This window comes from Clostridium tepidiprofundi DSM 19306, from assembly GCF_001594005.1.
In the GTDB taxonomy this organism is placed as follows: Bacteria; Bacillota; Clostridia; order Clostridiales; family Clostridiaceae; genus Clostridium_AC; species Clostridium_AC tepidiprofundi.
The window spans coordinates 1-21,063 of record NZ_LTBA01000035.1 but is presented as its reverse complement, the minus strand read 5'-3'; the positions used below and the strand labels follow the sequence as shown (position 1 = coordinate 21,063).

The 21,063-nt window shown below is 30.6% G+C and carries 17 protein-coding genes, 1 other RNA gene and 1 pseudogene; 16 read left to right on the top strand and 3 right to left on the bottom strand.

All coding sequences use genetic code 11. The features are described 5' to 3' along the window. Positions 1–265: 265 nt before the first annotated feature. Together ccpN and ppdK are read left to right on the top strand one after the other, a co-directional pair. On the top strand, positions 266–910 hold the full coding sequence (gene ccpN / locus CLTEP_RS10790; protein WP_066826650.1) for a transcriptional regulator CcpN: 645 nt from the start codon (positions 266–268) through the stop codon (positions 908–910). A gap of 68 nt (positions 911–978) precedes the next feature. Beyond that, complete coding sequence (ppdK, locus tag CLTEP_RS10785; RefSeq protein ID WP_066826645.1) at positions 979–3,612, top strand: pyruvate, phosphate dikinase; 2,634 nt, start codon at positions 979–981, stop codon at positions 3,610–3,612. A gap of 36 nt (positions 3,613–3,648) precedes the next feature. On the opposite strand, the gene CLTEP_RS10780 is transcribed toward ppdK, so the two are convergent. Further along, positions 3,649–4,716: a CotS family spore coat protein gene (locus CLTEP_RS10780; protein WP_066826643.1), complete on the bottom strand. Its 1,068-nt coding sequence runs from the start codon at positions 4,714–4,716 to the stop codon at positions 3,649–3,651. A 271-nt stretch (positions 4,717–4,987) separates the two neighbouring features. Between CLTEP_RS10780 and CLTEP_RS10775 the strand changes: the two genes are divergently transcribed. From CLTEP_RS10775 to CLTEP_RS10745, 7 genes are all read left to right on the top strand, one after another. Next, entirely contained in the window at positions 4,988–6,016 is a 1,029-nt protein-coding gene (locus CLTEP_RS10775) for a deoxyguanosinetriphosphate triphosphohydrolase (RefSeq protein WP_066826641.1), read from the top strand. A 211-nt stretch (positions 6,017–6,227) separates the two neighbouring features. Continuing rightward, positions 6,228–8,018, top strand: coding sequence for a DNA primase (gene dnaG, locus CLTEP_RS10770; protein WP_066826639.1), 1,791 nt, complete (start codon positions 6,228–6,230; stop codon positions 8,016–8,018). A gap of 1 nt (position 8,019) precedes the next feature. Beyond that, the gene (gene rpoD / locus CLTEP_RS10765; protein WP_066826637.1) at positions 8,020–9,084 is read left to right on the top strand and encodes an RNA polymerase sigma factor RpoD; all 1,065 of its coding nucleotides are present in this window, start codon (positions 8,020–8,022) and stop codon (positions 9,082–9,084) included. Positions 9,085–9,172: 88 nt separating this feature from the next. Further along, a complete protein-coding gene (locus CLTEP_RS10760) occupies positions 9,173–9,853 on the top strand; it encodes a tRNA (adenine(22)-N(1))-methyltransferase (protein WP_066826636.1) in 681 nt (226 codons plus the stop codon). Further along, positions 9,853–10,668 (top strand): Nif3-like dinuclear metal center hexameric protein, encoded by an 816-nt coding sequence (locus CLTEP_RS10755; RefSeq protein WP_066826635.1) that lies wholly within the window; start codon positions 9,853–9,855, stop codon positions 10,666–10,668. The genes CLTEP_RS10760 and CLTEP_RS10755 overlap by 1 nt, the downstream gene beginning before the upstream one ends. Positions 10,669–10,802: 134 nt before the next feature. Continuing rightward, an RNA gene (gene rnpB, locus CLTEP_RS10750) (RNase P RNA component class A) lies at positions 10,803–11,149 on the top strand. A 148-nt stretch (positions 11,150–11,297) separates the two neighbouring features. Beyond that, a complete protein-coding gene (locus CLTEP_RS10745; protein WP_066826633.1) occupies positions 11,298–11,963 on the top strand; it encodes a tyrosine-type recombinase/integrase in 666 nt (221 codons plus the stop codon). Between the two features lie 352 nt (positions 11,964–12,315). Here CLTEP_RS10745 and CLTEP_RS10740 read toward each other — a convergent pair whose 3' ends face one another. After that, positions 12,316–13,050, bottom strand: coding sequence for a class I SAM-dependent methyltransferase (locus tag CLTEP_RS10740; protein ID WP_066826630.1), 735 nt, complete (start codon positions 13,048–13,050; stop codon positions 12,316–12,318). A 1,129-nt stretch (positions 13,051–14,179) separates the two neighbouring features. On the opposite strand from CLTEP_RS10740, the gene CLTEP_RS15470 reads away from it, so the two are divergent. From CLTEP_RS15470 to CLTEP_RS10715, 7 genes are all read left to right on the top strand, one after another. Further along, positions 14,180–14,311, top strand: a complete 132-nt coding sequence (locus CLTEP_RS15470) for a hypothetical protein (RefSeq protein ID WP_278319547.1) — start codon at positions 14,180–14,182, stop codon at positions 14,309–14,311. Then, positions 14,295–14,540, top strand: coding sequence for a transposase (locus CLTEP_RS14440; RefSeq protein ID WP_341372122.1), 246 nt, complete (start codon positions 14,295–14,297; stop codon positions 14,538–14,540). Before CLTEP_RS15470 ends, CLTEP_RS14440 begins: the two co-directional genes overlap by 17 nt. A 223-nt stretch (positions 14,541–14,763) precedes the next feature. Continuing rightward, complete coding sequence (locus tag CLTEP_RS10735) at positions 14,764–15,207, top strand: hypothetical protein (RefSeq protein WP_066826628.1); 444 nt, start codon at positions 14,764–14,766, stop codon at positions 15,205–15,207. A gap of 570 nt (positions 15,208–15,777) precedes the next feature. Continuing rightward, entirely contained in the window at positions 15,778–16,713 is a 936-nt protein-coding gene (locus CLTEP_RS10730; protein ID WP_066826625.1) for a DUF5692 family protein, read from the top strand. A 182-nt stretch (positions 16,714–16,895) separates the two neighbouring features. Next, the gene (gene hypB / locus CLTEP_RS10725; protein WP_066826623.1) at positions 16,896–17,567 is read left to right on the top strand and encodes a hydrogenase nickel incorporation protein HypB; all 672 of its coding nucleotides are present in this window, start codon (positions 16,896–16,898) and stop codon (positions 17,565–17,567) included. A gap of 35 nt (positions 17,568–17,602) precedes the next feature. Further along, positions 17,603–20,308: an FAD-dependent oxidoreductase gene (locus CLTEP_RS10720; protein WP_066826621.1), complete on the top strand. Its 2,706-nt coding sequence runs from the start codon at positions 17,603–17,605 to the stop codon at positions 20,306–20,308. Between the two features lie 23 nt (positions 20,309–20,331). Continuing rightward, positions 20,332–20,673, top strand: coding sequence for a hydrogenase maturation nickel metallochaperone HypA/HybF (locus CLTEP_RS10715; RefSeq protein WP_066826619.1), 342 nt, complete (start codon positions 20,332–20,334; stop codon positions 20,671–20,673). A 161-nt stretch (positions 20,674–20,834) separates the two neighbouring features. Here CLTEP_RS10715 and CLTEP_RS10710 read toward each other — a convergent pair. Further along, positions 20,835–21,063, bottom strand: a pseudogene (locus CLTEP_RS10710) (transposase); the annotation flags it as partial.

Genomic DNA, 21,063 nt, shown 5'->3' with positions numbered 1-21,063 from the left:
TCTAGTCTTCCTCAATTATTTAAACCTCCTCAAACAATATAAATTAGTATTCCACTAATAATATTCGTTGAGTACATATACATATTTATAACATTTTAATGCGAAGAATTTTTAATCTTTAGAGCTGAATTTATTTAATAATATGTTGACAAAAAATATTATTATGGTCTATGATAAATACTGATATCATGATATAATATGATTTAGATTACTTTTTAAGAAGGAATTGCTAGTAATAGATACTATTTGTTAACATAGAAAGAGGGTGAATATAATTAAATTTACACCTAGACAAGAAAAAATTATTAGTTTAGTTGAAGAGTTTGGACCAATAACTAGCGAAAAAATAGCAAATAAATTGAATGTAACGAGGGCTGCTCTTAGGCCAGATTTGGCTATTCTTACTATGACAGGTGTGTTGGAAGCTAGACCTAAGGTAGGATATATTTGTTCAAATAAGACGTCATACAGCATGATTTATGATTATATTAAGGACATTAAGATAAAAGATATTATGTCAAAACCTGTATTAGTAAATGAAGAGAGTACTATTTACAATGGAATAGTTCAGCTTTTTCTGAATGATGTGGGTACATTGTTTGTTGTTAATGACGATAATTTAGTTGGAGCGGTTTCTAGAAAAGATTTCTTAAAGATTGCAATAGGGGGTACTGATATACACAAGGTTCCCATAGGTATAATAATGACTAGGATGCCAAATATAATTTATTTGGATAAAAATGATTCAGTCTATAGTGCTGCTAAAAAGATTATTGAGCATGAAGTAGATAGCCTTCCTGTTGTTGATATTGCTACTGATGAAAATAATAATGAAATCTACAAGGTTATTGGAAAAGTTTCTAAAACGAATATTACTAAATTACTATTAGATATTAGTGAAAATAATTGATATTTAAATTTATGCTAATTATTTAATTTTTAGATAAAACTATATAAATACATAAAGGAGTTGGGAAAATGGAAAATAAAAAGTATGTTTATCTTTTTAGCGAAGGTGACGCAAGTATGAGAAACCTTCTAGGTGGTAAAGGTGCTAACCTTGCTGAAATGACTAAATTAGGTATTCCTGTACCAGAAGGTTTTACTATTTCAACAGAAGCTTGTACAAAGTACTATGAAGATGGAGAAAAATTATCTGAAGGTATAATTGAAGAAATTAAAGTTGCTTTAGCTAAAATGGAAGAAGAAACAGGAAAACAGTTTGGTAACAAAGAAAATCCATTACTTGTTTCTGTTAGATCAGGAGCTAGGGCATCAATGCCAGGTATGATGGATACAGTTTTAAACCTTGGTTTAAATGATGAAACTGTAGAAGGATTAGCTACTTTGACTAATAATGCAAGATTTGCTTATGATTCATATAGAAGATTCATTCAAATGTTCTCTGATGTTGTTATGGGACTTGAAAAAAGTAAATTCGAAAGAATTTTAGATGAAGTTAAAGATAAAAAAGGTGTCAAATATGACACAGAGCTAGATGCAAACGATTTAAAAGAAATAACAAAAATGTTCAAGGATTTCTATAAAGAGCAATTAGGAAAGGATTTTCCACAAAATCCAACTGACCAATTGATAGAAGCTGTTAGTGCTGTATTTAGATCATGGAATAATCCAAGAGCTATAGTTTACAGAAGATTAAATGATATCCCAGCAGAATGGGGAACTGCTGTAAACGTTCAAAGAATGGCATTTGGTAATATGGGCGAAAATTGTGGTACTGGTGTTGCATTTACTAGAAACCCATCTACAGGTGAGAAGGGTATTTATGGTGAATACTTAATAAATGCACAAGGTGAAGACGTTGTTGCAGGTATTAGAACACCTCAACCAATAACTCAGTTAGAAAATGATATGCCAGAAATCTACAAACAGTTTATGGAAATTGCTTCAAATCTTGAAAATCACTATAGAGATATGCAAGATATGGAGTTCACTATTGAGCAAGGAAAATTATACTTCTTACAGACAAGAAATGGTAAGAGAACTGCTCAAGCAGCATTAAGAATAGCAGTTGATCTAGTTGAAGAAGGATTATTGACTAAAGAGGAAGCTTTATTAAAAGTTGAACCAAAACAGTTAGATACTTTATTACATCCTATGTTTGATGTAGCAGAGCTTAAAAAAGCAACTCCAATAGGAAAAGGATTGCCAGCTTCTCCAGGTGCTGCTTGTGGTAAAGTAGTATTTTCAGCTGAAGAAGCTAAAGAATGGAAAGAAAGAGGAGAAAAAGTTGTTTTAGTTAGATTAGAAACTACTCCTGAAGATATAGAAGGAATGGTAGCTGCTGAAGGTATCTTAACTGTAAGAGGTGGTATGACTTCACACGCTGCTGTTGTCGCTAGAGGAATGGGTACTTGCTGTGTAAGTGGATGCGGAGACATAAAAATAGATGAAGAAGCAAAAGTATTCGAATTAGGTGGAAAAACTTATAAAGAAGGAGATTTCATTTCACTTGATGGTTCTACAGGTAATATATATGGTGAAGCTATTAAGACAGTTGAGCCAGAAATTTCAGGTGATTTTGGAACATTCATGGCATGGGCTGATGAAATAAGAGCATTAAAGGTTAGAACTAATGCTGATACTCCAAGAGATACAGCTCAAGCTGTTAAATTTGGAGCTGAAGGAATAGGATTATGTAGAACAGAGCATATGTTCTTTGATGAAAACAGAATACCAGCAGTTAGAGAAATGATTGTTGCTAAGAATGAAGAACAAAGAAGAAAAGCATTAGATAAATTACTTCCAATGCAAAGAGAAGACTTTATAGGCATATACGAAGCATTAGAAGGAAGACCAGCAACTATAAGACTTCTTGATCCACCACTACATGAATTCTTACCTCATGACGATGAGGATATAAAGACATTAGCTAGTGATATGGGATTAAGTTTTGAAGAGCTTAAAGAAACAGTTGAATCACTTCAAGAATTCAACCCAATGATGGGACACAGAGGATGTAGACTTGCAGTTTCTTACCCAGAAATAGCTGAAATGCAGACTACTGCAATCATAGAAGCTGCTATAGATGTTAACAGAAGAAAAGGATACAATATTGTACCTGAAATAATGGTACCACTTGTTGGAGAAGTAAAAGAATTAAAATACGTAAAAGATATCATAACTAAGACTGCTGATGCAATTATTGAAAGAGAAGGAGTAGAGCTTAAGTACATGGTTGGTACTATGATTGAAATACCAAGAGCTGCTTTAACTGCAGATCAAGTAGCACAGGAAGCTGAATTCTTCTCATTCGGTACAAATGATTTAACTCAGATGACATTTGGTTTCTCTAGAGATGATGCAGCTAAATTCTTAAAATACTACTACGATAATGGAATTTATGAAAGTGATCCATTCCAAAGACTAGATCAAACAGGAGTTGGAAAACTTGTTAAAATGGCTGCTGAATTAGGTAAATCTACTAGACCAAACATCAAACTTGGTATATGTGGAGAGCATGGTGGAGATCCTGCTTCAATTGAATTCTGCCATAATACAGGGTTAAATTATGTTTCATGTTCACCATTTAGAGTGCCAATAGCTAGACTTGCTGCTGCTCAAGCACAGGTTAAAAATCCTAGAAAATAATAACTTTAAAAAAGGACTGCGAGTAGCGGTCCTTTTTTAATACAATGATGTTTTAAATTTGCTTTCTATAAAATTCTTAAATTCATATGCGAAATTTAATTGAGCATATAAACTGTTAACAGATTTATTCAACGATTTTATTGAATATTTGCTATTTTGATGTATATTATTAAAATAATTCTTTGATACTTTCCAATAACTTTGAGGAAAAACCAAATAAACAAAAACATATTTTAAATCATCTATATTTAAACTATTAATAATATTATAACTGTTCAGCCATTGTATAGTTAATTTTATGTTCCAGTTAGTAGAAGTTCTTTTAAGAAATCTTCTTAATGAATAACCTATATCGTGGGCACAATAATCAGTTTTACAATTATCAAAATCAATTACCCAAATATCTTCATTTTCATCAAATATTATGTTTTTGTTAACATAATCCAGATGGCACAATGATCTTGAAAGGTTATTATTATCTATTGTTAGTGCGGCATTACATGCCATTTTAGCTAATTCGAGTGCTGTATTAAAATGTTGAAGATATATTTTAGAAAAACTGGTTTTATAATTGAAAGCTAAATTTGAGAAGTTAAGTAAGTTGTTTAAGTGCAAGTTAACAGAATTATAAAGTATTTTATTATTGTATCTTATTGCACTACCAGGTATTGGATGGAAATTTTTGCTCACAATATGCATATTGGCCATATTTATTCCCATTTTAATGAAATCCGATTCATTATCATAATCACATTTTCTACCATCTATCCATGGAGTTAAAATAAAAAGCATATTTCTATAATTCACAAATCTACCTCCATTATTAGTCGGGAGAATTCTAGGAACATTTATTTCATTTCTGTACCACCATTCTACAGCTGAATATATGAACAACAAATCATGTACTGTGTAAAAGATTTTCTTTAGACAGTAGGAATTTTTACCATGCTCAATTTTATAAACTGCCCTTTGTTTGTCTGTATTTTTTAATTTTATTTGTTTAATAAAAGAATTTTCTAAATTATAGCTTGGCAGTACGTATTTTTTAACATTTTTTTCAGATAATAATTTTATGGAATTATTTGATACAGCTGTATCTGGCATACTAACACTCCTTTAATATAATCTTGTTATAAACTTATTATAATTTTTAAAATATTATACATTTTATTTAGGAGAATTAAGACAAAATTAATGTTAATGATTAACCTCAATGTATCGAATGTTTGAACTTGCCGTGACAATATTAAGATAAAATTAATGTGAATGATTAACTACTTATTTTAGTGGAACTAAAAAGGGAATTAGATATATTTATAGAATTATCATATGTGTATATTAATACATTATTATTTATAATGCTGAGGTGAAGCTTATGCTTATTAGAGAAAGAATAGAAAATAATGAAAAAATGACATTAATAGATGGTGCGGCGTTATCTATCAATAGTAAGGGTAGAAAAAAAGAAGAAGAACAATGTAGTGTAAGAACAGTATATATGGTTGATAGAGATAGGATTATTCATAGTAAATCATTTAGAAGGTTAAAGCATAAAACTCAAGTATATATTAAAACGAGTAGTGATCATTATAGAACAAGATTGACACATACATTAGAGGTAGCTCAGATTGCTAGAACGATAGGTAAAGGTATAGGATTGAACGAGGATCTAATTGAGGCTATTGCACTAGGGCATGACATAGGTCATGTAGCATTTGCACATAATGGTGAGGAAGTATTAAATGAACTTTTGCCTAATGGTTTTAAGCATAATATCAACAGTATAAGGGTATTAACTAAAATAGAAAGGCAGGGCAAAGGGCTAAATTTAACTGAAGAAGTTCTTGATGGAATACTATATCATAGTGGTTTTTCATCAAAGGATGATATAGCCTCAACATTAGAAGGTCAAGTAGTTAAATATAGTGACAAAATTGCATATGTTAATCATGATATTGATGATTCTATACGAGCGGGTTTGCTTAATGAAAAAGATATTCCTAAATACATACTTGATGTATTAGGTTATAGTCATAGCGAAAGAATTGATACACTAGTTAAGGATTGCATTTATTCAACTATCGATAATATTAAAAATGGTAATAAAAGAGTGATATTGAGTGAAAGAATAGAAGTGGCATTGCAAAAATTGAGAAATTTTATGTTTGAGAATATTTATCAAGGTGATATTTTAAAAGTTGAGAGAGATAAGGCAAAATTTGTGTTGAGGCAAGTGTTTAATTATTTCTTAAAAAATCCAAAGGAGATGCCTTCGTTTTATTTGAATATTGTCAATGATGAAGGACTTCATCAAGGAGTTGCAGATTATATTTCTGGTATGAGTGATGATTATTGTTTGTTTTTATTTAATAAAATTTATGTGCCAAAGTTTGTTTTCTACTAAAAATAAGTGTGAATAGTTCTAATAATGAAATTATTCCAAAATCAAATTTTATGAAGGAAATTATTAAAACGTAAAGAATATATAATTTAAAGAGAACAAATTATTAAAAATTATATAATAAAAAGAAGGAAAATATAAATTATTGTCGAATCTTGAATAGGCGTGTTTATTAACTTATTATATGATATAAGTTAGGTGGTAGTTATATTTTATGATTTCTGAAGAAATAATCGATAAGATTAAATATGAAAATGATATTGTTGATGTAATATCTGAGAATGTTAGACTAAAAAGAATAGGAAGGAACTATGTAGGGCTTTGTCCTTTTCATCACGAAAAGACACCTTCTTTTTATGTGTCTCCACAAAAACAGATATTTAAGTGTTTTGGATGTGGAGAAGCGGGTAATGTTATAACGTTTATAATGAAGCTACAGAATAAGAGTTTCCCTGAAGCATGTGAATATTTAGCTAAGAGGGCAAATATCGATATTCCTGCTGATAATAATAAAGTATTGAGCCTCCAAAAATCTAGATATGATAAGATGTATTCATTGAATGTAGAGGCAGCGAGGTTTTTTTTCAGAAATCTTAAGAAAAATATAGCAGCAAAGAACTATTTGTTGAATAGAGGGATTACTGAAAAGACTATAAATAAATTTGGATTGGGTTATGCATTAGATGATTGGAATTCTCTTTTTAATTATTTAAAGAGCAAGGGATATTCTGAATTAGATATGGTATCTGCAGGCCTAATATCAAAAAATTCTAGGGGTAATTTTTATGACTTGTTCAAAAATAGGGTAATGTTTCCTGTATTCAATACAAGAGGAAAAGTTATCGGATTTGGTGGAAGAGTACTTAATGATGCTAAACCTAAATATCTAAATTCGCCAGAAACGTTGTTGTTCAAGAAGGGAACCAATCTGTATGGCTTAAACTTTGCAATTAAAAGCAATAATACTAAGCAGATAATAATTGTTGAAGGATATATGGATTGTATATCATTGCATCAATATGGAATAACTAATGCGGTTGCATCTTTAGGAACAGCACTAACGAGTAAGCATGCTAAATTGCTTAAAAGGTATACTGATGATATAATAATTTCCTATGATGCTGATGCTGCAGGTCAAGCCGCTACTTTAAGAGGATTAGAAATACTTAAAGAAGAAGGATTTAACATTAAGGTATTAACGGTTCCGATGGGAAAAGATCCTGATGAATTTATTAAAAGCAATGGTGCAGATGCATTTTTAAAGTTGGTTGAAGGAGCTCTTCCTCTTATTGAATATAGAATTGAAAGAGCAAGTCAAGGTATAGATTTAAAAAATAGGGAGCATTTAATAAAGTACATTGAAAGGGTTTCTAAAATTATTGTTGGTCTAGATCCGATAGAAAAAGACGTTTATATAAAAAAGATATCTGAGAACACAGGAGTAAGTCAACAGGCAATATATGATATTATAAATACTCAAATTCAAAAAAATGTAAAAAATCCGCAAAAAATGAATAGTAATATTGATTTTAGACAAAAATTATATTTAGAGCCTTTATATATTAAGGCTGAGAGAAGTTTATTAAAGTTGATGTTAAACAAAGAAGCAAATGAATATATTAAAAGCAAAATGAGCTCTGAAGAGTTTATTAGTGATGCACATAGAAGGATTTTTGAGCTTATAGTTGAATGTGCCTCAGAATGTAATGATATAAATCCCAAAAAGATTGAATCAAAATGTTATGATACTGAAATGGTTAAAGAATGGATATATATATCAGAAATAAACATTATAGCAGAAGATGATGATTTGACTGCATATATTGATGATTGTATAAATGAGATAACAAAATTTAAACTAGAGGAGTCGAGAAAGAAAGTTATGGCGAATATCAAAGATCTTGAATCAAAAGGAATGTTTAAGGAATCAATTGAGCAAGCACAAAGACTTATGGAAATAGAAAAAAAATTGCTTGAAATAAAATCAGGAGAAAGGAGGGAATAAAATGGTTGATAAGTCAGAAAAGATGAAAATTGTTAAAAGACTGATTGATAAGGGTAAGAAAAAAGGAAATCTTACTTATAAAGAGATAATGGATGAATTGCAGATTGTAGATTTAACACCAGAGCAGATTGAGAAGGTTTATGAAGTTTTAGAAACAATGAATATAGATGTAATTGGAGCTGATGAGGATATTGAAGAGATTGATGAAGGTGATGATATAACTATTCCAGAAGGTATTGCAATAGACGACCCCGTAAGAATGTATTTAAAGGAAATAGGCAAAGTGCCTCTATTATCTTCAGAAGACGAAATTAGACTTGCTAAACTAATTGAAGAGGGTGATAATCAGGCTAAGAAAAAATTAGCAGAAGCTAATTTGAGATTAGTTGTAAGTATTGCCAAAAGATATGTAGGTAGAGGTATGTTATTTCTTGATTTGATTCAAGAAGGAAATTTAGGATTAATAAAAGCAGTAGAAAAATTTGATTATAGAAAAGGATATAAATTTAGTACTTATGCTACATGGTGGATAAGGCAGGCAATAACTCGTGCTATAGCTGACCAGGCTAGAACAATTAGAATTCCAGTACATATGGTTGAAACTATTAATAAATTGATAAGAGTTTCTAGACAGTTGCTTCAAGAGTTGGGAAGAGAACCTCAACCTGAAGAAATAGCAAAAGTTATGGAATTACCAGTTGAAAAGGTTAGAGAAATAATGAAAATAGCACAAGAACCAGTATCACTTGAAACACCAATCGGAGAGGAAGAAGATAGCCATTTAGGAGATTTTATTCCTGATGATGAAGCTCCTGCACCTGCAGAAGCAGCGGCGTTTACTCTTTTAAAAGAACAACTTATCAATGTTTTAGATACATTAACTCCTAGAGAGGAGAAAGTATTAAGGCTTAGATTTGGATTGGATGATGGTAGAGCTAGAACACTAGAAGAAGTAGGGAAAGAGTTTAATGTAACAAGAGAAAGAATAAGACAGATTGAGGCAAAGGCATTAAGAAAGTTAAGACATCCTAGCAGAAGCAAAAAATTAAAGGATTATTTAGAGTAAGCACCTAGAGGGTGCTTGTTTTTCTTATCGCTTTGGTTTTGAATTATTTGTATTTGATATTGTAAAGTAGAATGAAAAGGATGATTAGTTGATGTTAAGTGAAAGATTAAAAAGCATTGTAAAAATGGTGGATAAATGTTATAAAATAATTGATGTTGGTACAGATCACGCATATGTTCCAATATTTTTAGTTAAAAATAAAATATGTAAAGAAGCCTTAGCTTCAGATATAAACAAAGGCCCTCTTAAAAAGGCAAAAAGAAATATTGATATTGAAAATCTAAATGATTATATAGAGTGCAGATTAGGGGGAGGATTATCAGTTGTAAAACCAGGTGAAGTAGATGTTGCAGTTATTGCTGGAATGGGTGGAAATTTAATAAGAGATATTATTGAAAATGATATTGATGTATTTAAAGAACTAGATTATGCAATACTTCAACCAGTTCAAAATGTAGATATATTGAGAAAATATTTATATGATAGTGGATTCGATATTTTAGATGAAGAAATTTGTAAAGAAGAAGGCAAATACTATGAAATAATAAAAGTAAAATATGATGAAAAATATAGGCATATGGAAAGTATATATTATGAAATCAGTGAAATCTTAATTAATAAGAAAAATCCATTAATATATGAATATATGAAATTCAAATTAGATAAATATGAAAAAATTTACAATACTCTTAGTGAGGATACTGAAAATAGTAGAAAAAGGAAAAAAGAGCTTAAGTATAAAATATGTGCATTAAAGGAGTTGATTTAATGGAATTTAAGGTAAGAGATTTTGTGAATATTATGGAAAATTATGCTCCTGTAAAATTGAAAGAGAATTACGATAATGTAGGATTAATGGTAGGAAATACTGAAAACACAATTACGTCAATATTAGTTGCATTGGATTGCACAGAGAAAGTGATATATGAGGCAATATCACTTGGATGCAATCTTATATTAACACATCATCCATTATTATTTATTAAACCTAAAAATATAACCAATGAAACACTACAGGGAAGAAAGATAATTAAACTTATTAAAAATGATATTTCGCTCTACTCTGCACACACGAATCTCGATTCTGTAAAAAATGGAATTAATGATTTTGCATGCAAACTACTAGGATTTCAGAACTTTGAAATTATTGAGCCTGCAAATACTACTGGGTATGATAACAATTCTGGTGTGGGAAGATTGATTAACTTAGATAGTGAATTAACTTTAAAGGATATTTGCTTAAGAGTTAAAAATGCTTTCGGAAATGAGATTATAAGATATTCTGGTGATGAAAATAAAATAATAAAAAGAATTGCCATTATCAATGGAAGTGGAGAAGATTACTTTAATATGTGCAGTAAACTTGGAGTTGATTGTATAATTACTGGTGATACAACGTATCATTATGTAAGCGACATAACTGAAGATAATATTGCAGTAATTGATGCAGAACATTTTGATACAGAATGGCCTGCACTAAAAGCTGTTGCAAAGGAAATAGAGGAAATTTTAAATAAAGCTGGTTATGAAAAAAAGGTTTATATTTCGGGTGAATCTAAAAATCCATATAAATTATTTAAGTAAAATTAAGGCATGTTCAAAAAATAATCAGTTAGTATACTAATCTATTTGACTTATTATTTTATTTCAAATACCTAACATTAATGTAATTTTATTAGTGTTGATTAATGTTTAATATTGTGTTATTATATATTTTGCGAGTAAGCCAGACAATCGCTGCTGCACATAAGTGCAGGAGAGGAAAGTCCGAGCTCCATAGGGCAGGGTGCTGGGTAACTCCCAGTGGAGGCGACTCTAAGGAAAGTGCAACAGAGATATACCGCCATCAGTTTTGATGGTAAGGGTGGAAAGGCGAGGTAAGAGCTCACCAGCACATTGGTGACAATGTGGCTATGTAAACCCCACTTGGAGCAAGATCGAATAGGGAGACTTATGGGGTGGCCCGTCCCGTCTCCGGGTAAGATCGCTTGAGCCTAATTGGCAACAATAGGCCTAGATAGATGATTGTCTAAGACAGAACTCGGCTTATAGACTTGCTCGCTTTAAATGAGATTAATAAGTGATGTGAAGTGGAATAAAGTGTGACTTTATCTACTTTGTACTTGCAATAAAGGTTATACGTCTTTTATCAGAAATGATAACAGGTGTGTAGCCTTTTTTGCTTACGCCTAATTCTAAAAGGAGGCATTAATATGACATATATAACCAATAAAGTAGATGGAAGGAAACTTAGAACTCAAAGAAAGAAGAAAATAACTGTAAATTTACGTGAGGATATTGAGAAAACTATTGCCACAAGTTTGACTTTGTCAGAGGTACAGGAATTATTCATTAAAGATATGGAGAACCGCAGACTTAGAGAAATAACAATTAAATACTATCACTTTGTTTTAGAAGGTTTCTATAAGTATATTCCTCAGACAACTTCAATTATTGATATAACGGCTGATACGGTGCAGGAATATATTGAATATCAGATAGATAAAGGATTAGCCACACACACAATTCACACAAATATTAAAGGACTTAGAACGTTCTTATATTTTGCTATGAAACAAGGATTTTTATCAAGGTTTTCAATTAAAGTGCCAAGTCCTGATAAAGTGCCTCTAGATATGTATACTGTAGAAGAGGTACAAAAGCTATTAGTCAGACCTAACTTAAAAGAATGTAAATTTTCTACACTAATGACTTGGACGGCTATAAACATATTTGCATATACAGGATGTAGGGCTAGAACTTTAGTTAATATTAAAATAGAGGACATTGATTTTGCAGGACAAGTTATTCACTACAGACACACTAAAAATAAAAAGCCTCATACAGTACCCAGCCATTACCTTTATGTAATGTATTAAAGCAGTATTATATGTATTGGTACGTCATGCCATCATTACCATATTGTTTTATTGTTAAAATTTTTCTTTATTTGTAATCTATACTTTATTGGTAAATAATTCTTTATTACTGTTTTACTCCTGGACTGACACACCCTACCAATGAGGTAATTACCACCAATTACCATCAATCCGACCTATTGAAAATACACACTATAAATTTAACTTTTAGGGGTACGCAGTTAGGGAATGGGGATACAGGGGGAGTACTATAATTTACAGCAGACTTTCATTAATAAAAAATTACAACAAGAATATCTCTACCCTTGTTGATAAACAATATAAGAACATTACGTAATTCTAAAGTAATTATTTATTTTCCTTTTACTGCTATGATTTTATAAGTAGGAATTTCCATTCCACCTATTTCTTTTACATCATTTTCAAGAACTTTTACCTCTTTCGTTAGACCTTGGACAAGCTGGGAATTATTTAATCTATCTAATACCTTGCTAAATCTATAATTAAAAAACTCTAAACAATCTTCACCCAATATTTGATATGTTTCATTTTCACATTGTATATTATTAAAACCTAGAACATACAAAAGCTTTTCTAAAATTTCTGGTTTAATTTCATTGAACGATAACTCTCCTAAAAGCATATTTGCTGCTCTTAGTAATTGCCATTTTCTTGACCATACCTGTTGCATAGGGTTATCTACTATATTTAACGGATACTCTTCCTCTATATATAACATTCCACCTAACTTTAAAACTTCCTTAAATTTATTTAAAGCTAAGGTTTCACTTCCACTTTTGGAATTGATAGCACATAGAGTGTAATTGCAAACTATAAAATCTATTGAGTTTTTGTCTATCCCCTGCAATTCACAGCCATCTGTTTTAATAAAGCTAATATCTATATTATATTCTTCCAAATCTTTTTTTACTTTCTCAAAATTTCCATCATATACATCTGTGGTTATAAGTTTTGCTCCTCTAAAATTTTTTAATACTTTAGCTAATTTTAAAGTAGTTCCTCCTCTACCTGTACCAACTTCTAAAATTGTTTTATTTGTGAAGTCTAAATCATTAAAATTAATCATAATGTCCCTCCTAAATGAACCCATATATGCATATATAGACTAGGGAAAAACCGCATTATTAAATCTGCTGTTAACATCCTATGTAAACCAAACCCTAGTAGTAAAGATATAATTAAAATTATTCGACTTCTTGTCAATTTATTCATTTTCACCCCTTTTGTAATATATATTTATTGTCCTTTTTATATATTATATACTATTATTTGTAATATTAGAATACAATTTATAATTTTTGTTACTAATTTCGTTATTTGTCGGCAAAATGTACAAACTGATACAAAAACTTATAAAAGGGGTAATAAAACAGTCGTTACTAGTGGAAAACTTAACACGGATTTTTAACATTTTCTAATAACGACTGTTTTATTATATTTTAATACGAATGAAATGAGTATACGAACCCTTTAGGGTGAGTTATTACTGTATAACTGTTATATTACTTACCATACCATTTTTGGTGTTTTAATAAATGAGATTTAGAATATACGTATCCTTAAATCTTGAAATACAATTCTTTAACTTATTACTTTTATTACAGTTAGATTAAACAGTTCTTATTTCCAGTTCTCTACAGTATATACCCCATGAATACAACCTTTTTACAAGCAGTAATGTCAAGGAATTTTAAGGAAGTACTGTGAACCTCTGATATTACTAGGTTTGTAAATTGTCTAACTTTTTACATGTAGGTATGTTATTTCAAGGTTTATTTATATTTGCTGTGTTTAAACAAATTATAGATAAAAAAATTGATAAAGTTTGTACATATATGCTATGGGGATGTTATTTTTGTATTTAATGATTAACCCACAAAAAGCATGAAATTAATTACTTTAATAGTTTTTTTTGATATAATAATTATGATAGAAAAAAGAAATTAATAATGGAAGGCGGAATTTTTTGGTCAAAGTGATGAAGAATTAGTTGCGTCACTTTACTTTGATACAAGATATCAGTATGCTTTAAAAACTACAAGTTATAAAAAGCAACCAGTATCTATAAATACTCTGTATAATTTCAGAAATAGGCTATTCCAGAGGAATGTAAAGTTTATCTTGAAAAAGGCCATAAAAATGAAACTATATATAAGACAAGAGATGAAGATTCTGAAAGTAAGCTTGAATTTTTATTGAAACAATCTAAATTACTTTACGATACTGTTTTAGAATCTGGAAGCACTGTTGTTGAGAGTGAAGAATTTCTCCTTCTTGAAAGAATGATTGGAGAACAATTGAAAGATATAAATTCAAAAGAAATTTAACACTATAAAATTTAGTGCTAAAAGCTATAAGATGGCTCTTCAGCGAGAAAAAATGAATAGTGCAGAATATATTGAATTAACCAATAAAAGAGCTGGTATCGAAGGGATACCAGCTGTATTTAGAAGAAAATACAGAGTGGATAGTATGCCTGTTAGGGGATTTCTGTGTTCAAAATTATGGTTTGGATTCAAAGTAGCAGCATATAACTTCAAAACGTTGCTAAATTGAGTATTTTTAACTAATAATATTGCACTAATTTCATTTATACAAACAATCATTAACATATTATGTAAACAATTTTATGAATTTGTTACTTGCAAAGAATTTAAAGTTTCTTTCTAGAGAAATTTAAGTTGCTTATTGTGGGTTAATCATATTAATGCTTTAATATTTTTCAAATCATTACAACAATTCTCATAACGATATTTTACAGATTAAGGAGGAGTAGTCAATGGGAGTAGATGTTAACAAATTAGAGAAATTAATTAGTAAATGGCAGGATATTTTAAGATTAAGGGATTGGGATATAAAACTAAAAATTGTTGATACAGAATGGAGAAAATCAGGAGACATAAAAATTGATATGGATGACAGAAAAGCAGTAATGCTAATTAATAATAATCCAAAATCAACAAATCTTGAAGAACTAGTTGTTCATGAGTTATTACATTTGAAATTGTGGGGATTGGATCAAATGCTCGAAGGATTAATAGTTCGAGTGTTTGGAGAAGACGATGATGATATTAAAAAAGAATTTGCAATGAATCAATTTTTTCTGTTGCTTGAATCAACAGTTGAAGATTTAACGAAAGGATTTTTAAAAGCAAATGGATGTAAAGAAGAATTAAGTTTTGGAAGATTACAGAAATTGATAGATGATGAAATAGGTTGTTAGTATGTGAGTATGTCATTTTCTGACATTTTATCGGTATAATAGCATATGATGCTCTTTCAATGGAGTAATTATTATTAGTTTGAAAATGTTGTTTTATTTAAATAAGATATAAGAAAATATTTTTATATATTTATTAAAGTTTAACCATTATTTAAAACAAAAAATGATAATATAAAATTGCTGAGAACGGGGCTGTCGCACTAAATAAATTAGTGCGTAGCTCTTTTTTTCATATTACATTTAAATCGAATGACTTTTTAATTTATGAATTATTTAATAGAGAATTATTTAATATAAAATCTGAAGATGACATGAGTAAAATTAGGAATGAAATATGGATAACTTATACAAGGAAAAAACATGATAACTCTATAGAAGAAATTATGATACTGATTCATGGTTAAAGTTAAATATTATATAAGTATTTGACACTAAAACCAGTATATAATATAATACAATGGACAATAAAAGTAACCAAATTTACAAGAAAACATATGTTATGTTGAGTAATTTGGTGCAAAAAATAATGTTAAATTTATATCAAATATTATATTATGGGGGTAAAGTGTTATGGGTTTTTTGTATGAAACAACTGGTTTTACAGGTTGGGCAATTTGGCTTTTTGTTCTTTTTGCTTTAATGGCTTTTAATGAGTTTGCTCGTTCTACAAAATGGGGAGGGATAGTACTTTTCCTAATTGTTCCTATAGGATTAACTATCTTTGTTTGGCCAACAACTGCAGCTCCTGGAAATAAATATGGTACAGGCACTTGGTTTAACTGGGTAAAAACATATTCTGTTCTCTTAGGCTGTTTAGGTTTTATGGCTATTAGATATATTCCGTCACTTGCAAAAAAGAAGTGGTTGTTATGCTTTCCTCCTCTTATTTTGGCAGTCAATATTTTTGAAGCAGTTATTCGTGATTTTCAATGTTTTACATATAATGCATGGAATGGAGCATATATAAACAATCTTTGGGTAATGTCTGGTCCATGGAATATAATGAATGGTATAGCAGGTATACTTAATATTGTTACCATTTGTGGTTGGGTAGGCATTTTTGTTTCAAAGGATAAAACAAAGGATATGATTTGGCCAGATATGACTTGGCGTTGGATTATAGCTTATGATTTGTGGAATTTTGCGTATACATATAATTGCATAGCTGATCATTCATTTTACTGTGGATTGGCATTGATAATATCTTGTACAATTCCTGCTTTCTTTATTAAAAAGGGAGCGTGGTTGCAGCACCGTGCTCATACGCTTGCTTTGTGGATTATGTTTGTTATGACAGTACCTAGTTTTGCAGACAGAATAGCTCCTGTAGCGACCACACATAATCCAGTAGCGTTTTTTGTTGTAAGCTTGTTGGCATTGATTGTAAATGTTATGTTGGCAGTTCATCAATTTGGTAAGATTTTCAGGAACAAACTTAATCCATTAAAAGATGAAATTTATAAGGAAACAAAAGATTATAAGCAAGTTGTTGAAGAAAACATATAATTGAAAAGAACAAATCCGTAAACATTAAGATGTCTAAAACGCAAGTTGGAAGTTAAGACATTTTAATGTTTATTTTAAAATATATACTATTAATTTGGAATTGATGGTATAATTTTATTATGAATATATATATTATATTCATAATAAAAGGTAAAATGATTAAATTATGGGGGGTTGATGATATGGATGCATATAAAGTACTGGAGATAAAACAAAGCATTTTTGAAAATAATGATAAACAAGCTGAATTGCTTAGATCAGAATTGAAAAAAAATAAGACTTTTTTATTGAATTTGATGTCATCGCCTGGTTCAGGCAAGACAACAACTGTTATAAGAACAATAGAAGCTTTGAAAGATGAAATGAATATTGGAGTTATGGAAGCTGATATTGATTCAGATGTAGACGCTTATGCTGTATCACAGACTGGTGTAAAAGTAATACAATTGCATACAGGTGGTATGTGTCATCTTGATGCGGATATGACAAGACAAGGTATATTAGGATTAGGAACAGAGGAAATTGATTTTGCTATATTAGAAAATGTAGGAAATTTAGTATGTCCAGCTGAGTTTGATACTGGTGCATCAAAAAATGCTATGATTTTAAGTGTACCTGAAGGAGATGATAAACCTTTAAAATATCCATTGATGTTTTCTATAGTCGATGTTTTATTGATTAACAAGATGGATGCAATAGGCATTTTTGAGTTTGATTTGAAGGCAGTTAAAGAGCGTGTAAAAAAACTAAATCCTAATATTAAGGTTATACCAATTTGTGCTAAAACAGGAGAAGGAATTGAAGAATGGGTTGATTGGATACGCACAGAAGTGAAAAATTGGAACAAAGAATAGAAGTGGATTAGAGTTTTAAATTGGGGGATATATATATGGTAAAAGAAAAGGTATTGGATTTTGCAAATAAGATTAGCATGACGAAACGCGGTTCTAAAAATGAAATAACACCTGATCGACCAGAATATAAAATTTTAGAACCGATTATTACCGAAGAAATGGCTGAAGTAGGGTTGTGCCTTGAATTACGTAAGAGGATGAGTGCAGAAGAAGTCGCTCCTTTATGTGGTAAATCTGTAGAGGAAACAGAAAAACTTTTATGGCAATTGGCAGTTGCGGGTGGTGCTTTTGTTAATGAAATAGATGGTGTTAATAAATACTGGATTGAACTTTGGGTTCCAGGGCATATGGAAATGATAGTTAATAACAAGGATAATGTTAAAAAGTATCCTCAGTTAGGAATAGCTTTTGACGAATATGGAAAATTAAAAGGTTCTTTGGCAGCAGGAAATATTCCTATAGGAGCAGGACCAATGCGTGTTATTCCTATTGAAAAAGCTATTGAAGGTGAAACTAGGGTAGCTTCATATGAAGAAGTTTCTAAATATCTTAATGAGAATACTATTTTTTCAGTTTCAGATTGTGCCTGCCGTACAGCAAGAGAAGCTGCTGGAGAGGGGTGTGGACATTTAAAAGAAGATATGTGTATTCAAATGGGACATGCTGCAGAATACTATATTAAAACAGGTAGAGGCAGGAAAATTACGCGTGAGGAGGCTTTCGAGATTATAAGAAAAGCCGAAGAAAATGGATTGATGCACAGCATACCAAATACAGATGGACCTGGAAAAACTCATGCAATATGTAATTGTTGTGGTTGTGGGTGTTTTTCTATGAGACTTGCAAATATGTGGACGAATCCTGATATGGTACGTTCAAATTATGTTTCACAAGTAGATAAGGATAAATGTGTAGCTTGTGGGGAATGTGTTGAAAATTGTCCATCTGGTGCATTGAAATTAGGTCAAAAGATTTGTTCAAAAACACCTATTTTTGAGGAAAAAAGAGAGCTTCCATATGATACAGAATGGGGGCAAGATAAATGGAATTTTGATTATCGTGTTAATAGAAAAGTTGTTGTAGATACTGGTTCAAGTCCATGCAAAGCAGAATGTCCTGCTCATATTAGTATACAAGGTTATATTAAGTTAGCTGCTCAAGGAAGGTATACTGAAGCACTTGAATTGATTAAACATGAAAACCCATTTCCAGCAGTGTGTGGACGTATTTGTCCAAGAAAATGCGAATCGGTTTGTACTAGAGGGGATATTGATGATCCTATTGCTATAGATGATATAAAAAAATTTATTGCTGAGCAAGATTTAAATAAAGATATTAGGTATGTACCTAAAATAAGACATCAATATGGGAAAAAAATTGCTGTTATAGGTGCAGGACCTTCAGGACTTTCTTGTGCCTTTTATTTAGCAATTGATGGTTATAAGGTAACGGTTTTTGAAAAACAAAATGTACTTGGTGGTATGTTGGTATTAGGAATTCCGTCTTTTAGATTGGAAAAAGATGTAGTTAATGCGGAAATTGATATTTTAAGAGAGTTAGGTGTTGAGTTTAAAACAGGTGTCGAGGTTGGTAAAGATATAAGTATTGATGATTTAAGACGTCAGAATTTTGAGGCATTTTATATTGCAATTGGTGCTCAAAAAGGTAGAAAGCTAAGACTTGAAGGTGAGGATGCTAAAGGGGTAATTACTGGTGTAGAATTTTTGCGTAAAGTAAATTTAGGTGAAGAACTGAAAATGGAAGGGGAAGTTATTGTAATTGGTGGAGGAAATGTTGCTATAGACGTTGCACGAACAGCTGTACGTGTTTCTGCATCACAGGTTCATATGTATTGTTTGGAAAGTAGGGAACAAATGCCAGCTCTTGATGAGGAAATTGAGGAGGCAATATCAGAAAACATTAAAATAAATAATTCTTGGGGTCCAAGCAGAATTATTGTGGAAAATGGACATGTTACCGGTGTGGAATTTAAAAAATGTGTTTCTGTCTTTGATGAAAATAAGAACTTTAATCCTAGATTTGATGAAAATATTACAAAAGTTGTTAAGGCAAACAATGTTTTGATTTCAGTAGGTCAGGAAATATATTGGGGTGAATTACTTCAGGATTCAAGCGTTAAATTAAATTCGAACAAGACAATTAAAGCTGATAAATTCACTTTACAAACAGAACAACCTGATATATTTGCAGGTGGAGATGTACTAACTGGTCCTAAGTTTGCCATTGATGCTATTGCCTTAGGTAAAGAGGCTGCAATTTCAATACATCGTTATGTTCATCCAGGACAAAGCTTGACTATTGGTCGTATTAAGAGAGAATACTATGCCTTTGATAAAGAAAATCTAGTTCTTGAGGGATATGATTCTCTTCCAAGACAAAAAGCAAGTCATATTGTTTTAGATAAATCTAAAAAGGATTTTAGAGATTTAAGAGGTACATTTACAGAAGAACAAGTAAGAAAGGAAACGGAACGATGTCTTGGATGTGGTGTTACAGTTGTTGATGAATTTTTATGTGTAGGGTGTGGAGTTTGTGCTACAAAATGTAAATATGATGCAATTAAGTTGGTGAGAAAGTATGATAAACCGACTCCGGAATTTAAAAATATGAAGAAGAGTATTGTAAAATATGCACTAAAACGTAAAGTGAGAATTGCTATAAAAAAACCGTTTAAGACCTTAAAATTAGTTTTATCTAGCCAGAAAAAAATAAGCAAGTAAAATTTATAAGAGAGGTGAGTTACTTGCATGAATTGGGAGTTATGATTGAAGTTGTTAAAACTGTTGAAAACATTGCAGAAAAAAATGCATTAAGTAAAATCGATACATTGGTTCTCCAAATTGGGGAGCTTTCATCTATAATTCCAAGATATATTGAAGCTTGTTATCCAGCTGCAGTTGATGGTACAATACTTGAAAATACCAAATTAAAAATTGAGATACTACCGGGCAATGCTATCTGCTATAAGTGCAATAAAGTTTTTAATGTTATTGAAAATAAAAGCAAATGTCCAAATTGCGAAAGCGAAAAATTTGATATATTATGTGGAAAAGAGTTTTTTATTAAGGAAATTATTGCTTGCTAAAATTAAGGTGTTAAGTAATATAGCTACAGCCTATGCTATAGCTATATTACCTAATTTTTTCAGTATAATAGTATTTTTTATAGATTAATGCGTAAAACCACTGTGCCTTGTGCCTGTGGATGTAAGCATTTTAAAGAGAGTGAGTTCGATACTCACTCTCTTTAATTCTTTTGGTTTTGTATATATTTTTGAATTATTTCAGAACTTACTGCACCAGCAGTTCCGACATAATAACCTTTGCTCCATAGACCACTACCCCAAAATCAGGCATTATTTCTTGTTCTATTAACTCAAAACCATAGTTGTAACAAGTAGTTTGAAATATCTTTAATAATTCAGTTTCTAATTCATCTTTGAATACAGAATGTCTATATTTAGGGCAGAAAACTA

What these genes read in the sequence shown, in the direction of transcription:
- ppdK (WP_066826645.1), top strand. Translation starts at nt 979, where the DNA reads ATGGAAAATAAAAAGTATGTTTATCTTTTTAGCGAAGGTGACGCAAGT.
- rpoD (WP_066826637.1), top strand. Translation starts at nt 8,020, where the DNA reads ATGGTTGATAAGTCAGAAAAGATGAAAATTGTTAAAAGACTGATTGAT.
- CLTEP_RS10720 (WP_066826621.1), top strand. Translation starts at nt 17,603, where the DNA reads ATGGTAAAAGAAAAGGTATTGGATTTTGCAAATAAGATTAGCATGACG.
- CLTEP_RS10780 (WP_066826643.1), bottom strand. Translation starts at nt 4,716, where the DNA reads ATGCCAGATACAGCTGTATCAAATAATTCCATAAAATTATTATCTGAA.
- CLTEP_RS10740 (WP_066826630.1), bottom strand. Translation starts at nt 13,050, where the DNA reads ATGATTAATTTTAATGATTTAGACTTCACAAATAAAACAATTTTAGAA.
- hypB (WP_066826623.1), top strand. Translation starts at nt 16,896, where the DNA reads ATGGATGCATATAAAGTACTGGAGATAAAACAAAGCATTTTTGAAAAT.
- CLTEP_RS10730 (WP_066826625.1), top strand. Translation starts at nt 15,778, where the DNA reads ATGGGTTTTTTGTATGAAACAACTGGTTTTACAGGTTGGGCAATTTGG.
- CLTEP_RS10775 (WP_066826641.1), top strand. Translation starts at nt 4,988, where the DNA reads ATGCTTATTAGAGAAAGAATAGAAAATAATGAAAAAATGACATTAATA.
- CLTEP_RS10735 (WP_066826628.1), top strand. Translation starts at nt 14,764, where the DNA reads ATGGGAGTAGATGTTAACAAATTAGAGAAATTAATTAGTAAATGGCAG.
- CLTEP_RS10755 (WP_066826635.1), top strand. Translation starts at nt 9,853, where the DNA reads ATGGAATTTAAGGTAAGAGATTTTGTGAATATTATGGAAAATTATGCT.
- CLTEP_RS10745 (WP_066826633.1), top strand. Translation starts at nt 11,298, where the DNA reads ATGACATATATAACCAATAAAGTAGATGGAAGGAAACTTAGAACTCAA.
- dnaG (WP_066826639.1), top strand. Translation starts at nt 6,228, where the DNA reads ATGATTTCTGAAGAAATAATCGATAAGATTAAATATGAAAATGATATT.